The organism is Neisseria sp. WLZKY-1 (assembly GCF_046546535.1).
In the GTDB taxonomy this organism is placed as follows: domain Bacteria; phylum Pseudomonadota; class Gammaproteobacteria; order Burkholderiales; family Neisseriaceae; genus Neisseria.
Window position 1 is genome coordinate 1 of record NZ_JBKGTW010000069.1, and the last position, 7,811, is coordinate 7,811.

Genomic DNA, 7,811 nt, shown 5'->3' on the forward strand with positions numbered 1-7,811 from the left:
GCTCAATCAGTTTGTTTTGTTTGTACTGACTCAGACGACTTTTTCTCATAAGGAAAATTCTAACTTAAACGGAATCTCCTGAGTTATCTAGGACAGCCCCAAAAGTTTTCAGACGGCCTGCCGCTTATTTTTCGGCCACGGTAAAGCGTTTAAACAGATGCGCTTTGTTTTCCGCATCGTCGGCAATCGCGGCGGCCAGGTCGGGCAGGGCGATGTCGGCGGGCGAGCCGTCGGCGTTGAGCAATACGTCGTCCGCACCGATGCGGTATGCGCCGGTTTTTTCAAATTTCACGGGGTTTACGGCAAACATGGCGGCGGGCGAGAGAAACGCCCAGTTGACATCGCGGCGTTCGCGCAGGCGGTTCAGCAGCTCGCGGGCGGCGTTGGCACCGGGATACACGTCGGCCGGAAAATCGGGCGTGTCCACCAGTTGCAGACCGGGCGCGACATTCAGGCTGCCCGCACCGCCGATGACCAATAAATACGGCACTTGCGCCGCCTGCGCCGCCGCGACGATGTTGTCCGCGCCGCGTGTGAAATCGGCAGCCAGATTCGGGTTGTCCCAGCCGGGGTTGAACGCACTGACCACGGCATCGAAACCTTTAAGCTGCGCTGCAAAATCAGGCGCGTTGACATCGGCGGATACGGCATCGACATTGCCCGCTTGGAACACTTTTTCTGTATTGCGGGCAAACGCGGTAACGCTGTGGCCGCGCTGCGCCAATTCCTGTACCACGGCATTGCCGACCAAGCCTGTTGCGCCGATAACTGCGATTTTCATGATGTGCCTTTCTTGTATTGGGTTAACAATGCCGCGCATTTTATTGACAAAGAGGCGGCGCGATAATAGCCTGCGGGCTTACTTTCAAATTAAGTACAGCTTCACAATCAGGCCGTCTGAACCGTTTTCAGACGGCCTGTGCAGAAACAGGAGACCCCATGCAGGAAATCAAATCTTTGCTCACCTTCGCCACGCTGCTCGAATGCGGCACGATGTCGGCCGCCGCCGAAAAACTGGACATGACTCCGTCGGCCGTCAGCCAGCACATCAGCCGCTTGGAAAGCACCTACGGCGTGAAGCTGCTCAACCGCAGCACGCGCTCGCTCACGCCCACCGACGCGGGGCGGGCGCTGGCGGATTCGTGCCGCCGTCTGCTGCGCTGCACCGAAGAGGCGTTTGCCACACTCGGGCAGGTCAATACCGACGTCGGCGGCAGCATCAAAATCACCCTGCCCTCGGCCATGGCCGCCCATCCCGCGCTGCACCGCAGCCTGAGACGCCTGCTGCGCGACCACCCCGCCGTGCGCCCGCAGCTGCTGTTCGGCGACGGCCTGATCGACTTGCAGCGCGGCGATGCCGACATCGCCCTGCGCGGCGGGGAACACGCGCTCGATGACGAAAATCTGGTCGCCCGCCTGCTGACGCGCCAGCGCTGGCTGATCTGCGCCTCGCCCGACTATCTCGCAGAACACCCCGTTGCCGCGCCGCAGGATTTGGCGTCCTGCCGCTGGCTGCGCTACCTGCCCGCGCGCCTGACGATGCGGCGCGGCACGGATTTTTTCGAGCTCGACACGTCGCAAGGCATTTACTGCGGCCAGCTCAACGCGCTGGCGGAACTGGCAAAGGCGGGCTTGGGGCTCGCGCTGTTTCTTGACGGCGACATCGCCGCCGATTTGGCAGAAGGCCGTCTGAAAACCGTGCTGCCCGACTGGACGCTGCCTTCCGTGGATGTGTACGCGGTCACGCCCTACCGCATCCAGTCCGCCCGCACGCAGGCGGTGTTGGACATTCTTTTGCAGGAGTTCGACAAAGAGGGAGAAAAGGCCGTCTGAAAAAGGTCGTCTGAAACGGCTGTTTGGACGCAAAACCTGCTTTTCAGACGGCCTTTGCCCGTATAATCCGCTCTTTCCGTTGGGACAAACCGTCCGAGAAAGGCTGCTATGGCTTTCGCTTCCCTCTTTACCCTGCTCGACGACATCGCTTCGGTGCTCGACGACGTGTCGCTGATAACCAAGGCCGCCGCCAAGAAAACCGTCGGCGTGGTGGGCGACGATTTGGCGCTCAACGCGGGTCAGGTCACTGGCGTGTCGGCCGAGCGCGAGCTGCCCGTCGTCTGGCGCGTGGCCAAAGGCTCGCTGGCCAACAAGCTCATCCTGATACCGGCCGCGCTTTTGCTGTCGTGGCTGCTGCCCGCGCTGATTACGCCGCTGCTGATGCTGGGCGGGCTGTTTCTCTGTTTTGAGGGCGTGGAAAAGCTGCTGCACAAGTTTTTCCGCCGCCCCGCTGCCGGACATTCGCCGCAGGCCGTGCCCGACGAATTGGACAGCGAAGAGGCGAAAATCAAAGGCGCCATCCGCACCGATTTCATCCTGTCGGCGGAAATCATCATCATCGCGCTGGGCACGGTGGGCGCGGGTGCGCCGCTGCTCGACCGCACGCTCGCCCTGCTGCTGATCGGTGTGGGCATGACGGTGTTTGTGTACGGACTGGTGGCGGTGATTGTGAAGCTCGACGACTTGGGGCTGTTTTTCATCCGCCGCGGCGGTGCGCTCAAAGGCTTGGGGCACGGCCTGATTGCCCTGATGCCGTGGCTGATGCGCGGCCTGAGCGTAGCGGGCACGCTGGCGGTGTTCCTCGTCGGCGGCGGCCTGATTGCCCACAATCTGCCTGTTTTGGCAGACTTTTTACACCATGTGGGCATACACGACGGTTTGGCGGGCGCGATTGCCGCCATGGCCGTCGGCCTGCTGGCGGGCGCGGCGGCCTGCGCCGTGGTGCTGCCACTGATGAAGCTGTTTGGCAGGCATTAGGAGCGATTGGCAATCAGCCTATCTGACACGAACAGGCCGTCTGAAAGGAAAAAAACATGGAAAAAATCCGCGCCGCCGTGGTGCAAATGGTTTCCTCCGCCGATCCCGCAGCCAATATCCGCGCCATGCGCCGCCTGGTGCGCCAAGCGGCGGACGCGGGGGCGGGCTGGGTGCTGCTGCCCGAATACTGGCCGCTGATGGGACACGCCGACACAGACAAGCTCGCCCTTGCCGAACCCTTCGGCGCGGGGCGTTTTCAGACGGCCTTGGCAGAGGCCGCCGCCGAATGCGGCGTGGTGCTGTTCGGCGGCACTATTCCGCTGCACAGCGGCGAAGCAGGCAAGGTGCTCAACAGCATGTTGGTATACGGGCGCGACGGGGCTCTGCTCGGCCGCTACGACAAAATGCACCTGTTCGGCTACTCGGGTTTGGGCGAGCGTTACGCCGAAGCCGACACCATCGCGGCGGGTGGCAGCGTGCCGAAGCTGGCCGCCGACGGCTGGCCGCTGGCGCAGGGTATCTGCTACGACCTGCGTTTCCCCGAATTTTTCCGCGCCCAAGCCCCTTTCGCCGCACTGCTGCTGCCCGCCGCCTTCACCTACACCACGGGCAAGGCGCATTGGGAGTTGCTGCTGCGCGCCCGCGCGGTGGAAAACCAGTGCTATGTGCTGGCGGCGGGACAGGGCGGCACGCACGAGAGCGGGCGGCGCACTTTCGGCCACAGCATGATAGTCGACCCTTGGGGCGACATCCTCGCCGTTCTGCCTGAAGGCGAGGGCGTGATCACCGCCGACCTCGACCCCGTGCGCCTCAACAGCGTCCGCACGCGGCTGCCCGCGCTGGCGCACCGGGTTTTATAGAGGCCGTCTGAAAAAGGCCACTGGGGATTTGCCCTGATTGTTGCGGACAGGTACCAAAGGCCGTCTGAAAGCGGATCTCGCGCTTTCAGACGGCCTTTTTGCTTTCTGCGGCTATGACGTTTGTTTGCCGCTTCCGTTTGCCGTCGCATCTTGCCAAGAGCACAACGAAAAAGGCCGTCTGAAACGGGGTTTCAGACGGCCTCTGTGTATCTGTGCAATCAGCCTGCGGCGGTCTGCACGGCCTGTACGCACCAGTCCATCACGCTTTGCGGCAGGATGCCCCACAGCAGAAGCAGCAGGGCGTTGGCCGAGAGTACGGCTTTCGCCACCGCGCTGCCCGGTCTGATGCGGACGTTTTGCGGTTCGTCGAAGTAGATGGTACGCACGACGCGCAGGTAGTAGAAGGCACCGATCAGCGACATAACGACGGCGAACACGGCCAGCCACAGATAGCCTTTGCCGACCAGAAGCTGGATCACCTGGAATTTGGCGTAAAAGCCAACCAGCGGCGGGATACCGGCCATCGAGAACATGGTAAGCAGCATCAGGAAGGCATACCAGGCGTTGCGCTGGTTGAGACCGGCCAGGTCGGCGATGGTTTCGCAGTCGGCCGTTTCGTCGGAAAGCTGCATCAGCACGCCGAAGCCAACCAGCGCGGTGGCGACATAGGTAAGCGCATAGTAGAGGCCGACGGAGAAGCTGATGCTGCCGCCGAGGAAGGCCAGCAGCACGAAGCCCATGTGCGAGACGGTGGAATAGGCCAGCATGCGTTTGAGGTTGGTCTGCATAATGGCGGCGAGGTTGCCGACAAGCAGGGAGGCGACGGCAATCACGGCCAGCATCTGCGTCCAATCGGCGTGTTCGTTGTCCATCGCGCCGTAGAGGATGCGGGCGGCGAACACGGCAGCGGCCATTTTCGGCGCGCTGCCGACGATGGCGGCAACGGAAGTCGGCGCACCTTCGTAGACGTCGGGTACCCACATATGGAAGGGCACGGCGCCGAGTTTGAAGGCGATGCCGACAACGACGAATATCAAGCCCAGTTTCATCAGCCAGGGCTGATCGAGGCCGCTGTAGCTGTTGGCGAGAATGGTGGCGAAGTTGAGCGAACCGGTTGCGCCGTAAATCATGGAAACGCCGTAAAGCAACAGGCCGGATGCCAGCGCACCCAAAACAAAATATTTTAGCGCGGCTTCGGCGGCGCGGGCGGAATCGCGGCGCAGGGCAATCATGGCGTAAAGCGACAGCGACAGCAGCTCCAGCCCGATGTAGGCAACGAGAAAGTGTCCCGCGCTCGCCATCATGCTCATGCCGGTGAGGCCGAACAGCGACAGGGTGTAGAACTCGCCGCCGAAAATGCCGCGCGCGCGGTTGTAGGGCGCGGCGTAAACGAAGGCGGCGGCCAGCGCGGCGTACATGGTGAGCTTGGCCAGCTGCGAGAGGCCGTCTGAAAGATACATATCGCTAAAAATGCTGACGGCGACGGGCGTCCAGACATAGCACTGCGCGGCAGCGGCCAGCGCCAGCACAAGCAGGCTCAGATAATGGGTAACGCGGCGCTGACCGTCTTTGAGCCACAAATCAATCAGCAGCACGGAAAACAGGCCGCACAGCAGCACGATTTCAGGCAGTGCGGGGAGCAGGTTCAAACTATTCATATTCATTCACACACCTCAAATCTTGCTTTGCGCCACTTGGGTAATCAGATCGTTGGCCGCCTGATGCACCACGGCGATAAACGGCTCCGGCCACAAGCCCATACCCAACACGGTGGCGGCCAACACCGCCAAGATCAGAAACTCGCGGGCGTTGATGTCTTTCATCTCGGCCACATGCGGGTTGGTAATCGCGCCGAAAATCACGCGTTTGTACATCCACAGCGTGTAAGACGCGCCGTAAATCAGCGTCAGCGCGGCCAGCATGCCCACCCAGAAATTCACTTCAACCGAACCCATAATCACCATAAACTCGCCGACAAAGCCCGAAGTCGCAGGCAAACCGGCGTTGGCCATGCCAAAGAGCATCATAAAGGCGGCAAACTTGGGCATCACATTCACTACGCCGCCGTAATCGGCGATGTTGCGCGTGTGCAGGCGGTCGTACATCACGCCGATGCACATAAACATCGCGGCGGAAACGAAGCCGTGCGAAATCATCTGCATGATTGCACCTTTGAGCGCCCAGTCGTTCAGACGGCCGTCGAGAAACAGGAACATGCCCAGCGTAACAAAACCCATATGGCTGATGGACGAATAGGCCACCAGTTTTTTCATGTCGGTCTGCACCAGCGCCACCATGCCGATGTAAATCACCGCAATCAGGCTCAACACCACAATCGCCGGTGCGAAAAAGCGCGACGCGTCGGGCAGAATCGGCAGGATAAAGCGCAGGAAGCCGTATGCGCCCACTTTCAGCGTAATCGCCGCCAGCACCATCGAGCCGCCGGTCGGCGCTTCAACGTGCGCGTCGGGCAGCCAGGTGTGCACCGGCCACATCGGCACTTTCACGGCAAACGACAGGAAAAAGGCGACAAACAAAATCTGTTGGATGCCGAGCGGAATCTGTTTCAGATTCTGGAAATCGGCAATCGCAAAGCTGCCGCCTGCCTGATACGACAGATACACCATCGCTACCAGCATCAAGAGCGAACCCATCAGCGTATAGAGAAACAGCTTCACCGACGCATACACGCGGCGCGGGCCGCCCCACACGCCGATAATCAGATACAGCGGAATCAGCATACCCTCGAAAAACACATAAAACAGCAGGGCATCCTGCGCCGCAAACGCGCCGTTAATCAGGCCGCTCATAATTAGAAACGCCGCCATATACTGCGCCGGCCGCTTCTGTATCACTTCCCAGCCCGCCAGCACCACCATCAGCGTGATAAAGGCGTTGAGAATGACAAACAGCACAGAAATACCGTCCACCCCCAGTGCGTAGTTGATATTGAGCGTGGGAATCCACTGGTGGAACTCCTGAAACTGGAAGCCGCCGCTCAAACGGTCGAAACGGGTAAACAGCGGCAGCGTTACCAAAAATCCGGCCGCCGCGCCAATCAGCGCAAGAATGCGCGCCAACAGCGCCCGCCGGTCGGAACCGGTCGCCAAGACCAGAATACCGGCCGCTATCGGCACCCAGATTGCCAAGCTGAGTAGGTTGTTTGAAAACATAGTGTTTGCCTGTGGTTTGTAAAAATAATTCGGTTTGGGTTGCGTGGGTGGGTTGGGTAAAGGGGTTTCAGACGGCCTTTCGGGTTTTCAGGTAGCCTTTCAGACGGCCTCTGTTATTTCAGGCTGCTTTTGAGGCCGTCTGAAAACGGTGTTGCTTCTACTGCCGTCATTCCCGCGCAGGCGGGAATCTTGTCGGAGCTACAGAAACTTAAACTGCTTGGTTCTCCCATTACTCCTCGAGGAAACTGTCCTATCCATTTCATAAAATCGTTTATTAAAGTTTCATCTATAGTATTTTTATGGCCGGGGCCGATTTTTACTATTTCTAAAAATTCTTCAGGAATCATCTTAGCCTGATTGCCGAGATACCAAAATTTTTCGCAAACCAAGATACGATTGGGCTGCAAATCATCATATATTTCGCCTTTGCCATGCGAGATATTTTTAATCTGCTGCCATTGCCCATCCTGCCAGTAATAAATGTTGTCGCCTCTTTTCGCCTTTTCGTCTTGATTACTTGGTTTTTTTGCTTCAAAGCGCGGATCAATAGAATAATCTATCGTGCTCAACACCTCAGAGACAACACCGACATAAATAATTTTATTATTGCCGACACCCCGTGCAGAACCGGTGCCGACAAGAATATCGTCGATATTGGCACTCTGCCTGATCTTCGGCTTGCAGGTTGCCAAAGTTAAAAAACCGTAATACGGATTGGGGGCAAAGCCGGTATCATGCTTTACCACATAACTTGTTAATTTCATTTATACATACCTATTTACACCCGTCATTCCCGCCTGCGCGAGAATGACGTCTGTGGTGGGCACGGCTGTTTGCGGAGTTTCAGGCTGCCTTTGGTTTTATCCGCGTGCGTGGCAGAGCCACACACCCTTGTATGTTCAAATCAGCGTACCATAGCAACCAAACAGGCCAGTCGCCTCGGAACGCACCCTAGGATTACACCCGC

7 protein-coding genes are annotated in these 7,811 nt (G+C 59.0%); 3 read left to right on the forward strand and 4 right to left on the reverse strand.

The genetic code is table 11. The features are described from left to right. Positions 1-124: 124 nt before the first annotated feature. Positions 125-781: an NAD(P)-dependent oxidoreductase gene (locus ACLD9W_RS11575; RefSeq protein ID WP_410842160.1), complete on the reverse strand. Its 657-nt coding sequence runs from the start codon at positions 779-781 to the stop codon at positions 125-127. A gap of 158 nt (positions 782-939) precedes the next feature. On the opposite strand from ACLD9W_RS11575, the gene ACLD9W_RS11580 reads away from it, so the two are divergent. The 3 genes from ACLD9W_RS11580 to ACLD9W_RS11590 all read left to right on the forward strand — a co-directional run bounded on the left by ACLD9W_RS11580 (position 940) and on the right by ACLD9W_RS11590 (position 3,671). Then, entirely contained in the window at positions 940-1,833 is an 894-nt protein-coding gene (locus ACLD9W_RS11580; protein ID WP_410842161.1) for a LysR family transcriptional regulator, read from the forward strand. Positions 1,834-1,941: 108 nt separating this feature from the next. Continuing rightward, positions 1,942-2,811 carry a DUF808 domain-containing protein gene (locus ACLD9W_RS11585; protein ID WP_009426772.1) on the forward strand — a complete coding sequence of 290 codons (870 nt, stop codon included), beginning with the start codon at positions 1,942-1,944 and terminating at the stop codon, positions 2,809-2,811. Between the two features lie 56 nt (positions 2,812-2,867). Then, a complete protein-coding gene (locus ACLD9W_RS11590) occupies positions 2,868-3,671 on the forward strand; it encodes a carbon-nitrogen hydrolase family protein (protein ID WP_410842162.1) in 804 nt (267 codons plus the stop codon). A gap of 218 nt (positions 3,672-3,889) precedes the next feature. On the opposite strand, the gene nuoN is transcribed toward ACLD9W_RS11590, so the two are convergent. From nuoN to ACLD9W_RS11605, 3 genes are all read right to left on the reverse strand, one after another. Further along, complete coding sequence (gene nuoN, locus ACLD9W_RS11595; protein WP_410842163.1) at positions 3,890-5,335, reverse strand: NADH-quinone oxidoreductase subunit NuoN; 1,446 nt, start codon at positions 5,333-5,335, stop codon at positions 3,890-3,892. Between the two features lie 9 nt (positions 5,336-5,344). Further along, entirely contained in the window at positions 5,345-6,844 is a 1,500-nt protein-coding gene (locus ACLD9W_RS11600) for an NADH-quinone oxidoreductase subunit M (RefSeq protein WP_410842164.1), read from the reverse strand. 113 nt (positions 6,845-6,957) lie between these two features. Next, positions 6,958-7,608: a hypothetical protein gene (locus tag ACLD9W_RS11605; protein ID WP_410842165.1), complete on the reverse strand. Its 651-nt coding sequence runs from the start codon at positions 7,606-7,608 to the stop codon at positions 6,958-6,960. Between the last annotated feature and the right edge of the window lie 203 nt (positions 7,609-7,811).

Bases quoted from the DNA above. Each gene is read 5' to 3' on its own strand.
- ACLD9W_RS11575 (WP_410842160.1), bottom strand. From the start codon at position 781: ATGAAAATCGCAGTTATCGGCGCAACAGGCTTGGTCGGCAATGCCGTG.
- ACLD9W_RS11580 (WP_410842161.1), top strand. From the start codon at position 940: ATGCAGGAAATCAAATCTTTGCTCACCTTCGCCACGCTGCTCGAATGC.
- ACLD9W_RS11585 (WP_009426772.1), top strand. From the start codon at position 1,942: ATGGCTTTCGCTTCCCTCTTTACCCTGCTCGACGACATCGCTTCGGTG.
- ACLD9W_RS11590 (WP_410842162.1), top strand. From the start codon at position 2,868: ATGGAAAAAATCCGCGCCGCCGTGGTGCAAATGGTTTCCTCCGCCGAT.
- nuoN (WP_410842163.1), bottom strand. From the start codon at position 5,335: ATGAATATGAATAGTTTGAACCTGCTCCCCGCACTGCCTGAAATCGTG.
- ACLD9W_RS11600 (WP_410842164.1), bottom strand. From the start codon at position 6,844: ATGTTTTCAAACAACCTACTCAGCTTGGCAATCTGGGTGCCGATAGCG.
- ACLD9W_RS11605 (WP_410842165.1), bottom strand. From the start codon at position 7,608: ATGAAATTAACAAGTTATGTGGTAAAGCATGATACCGGCTTTGCCCCC.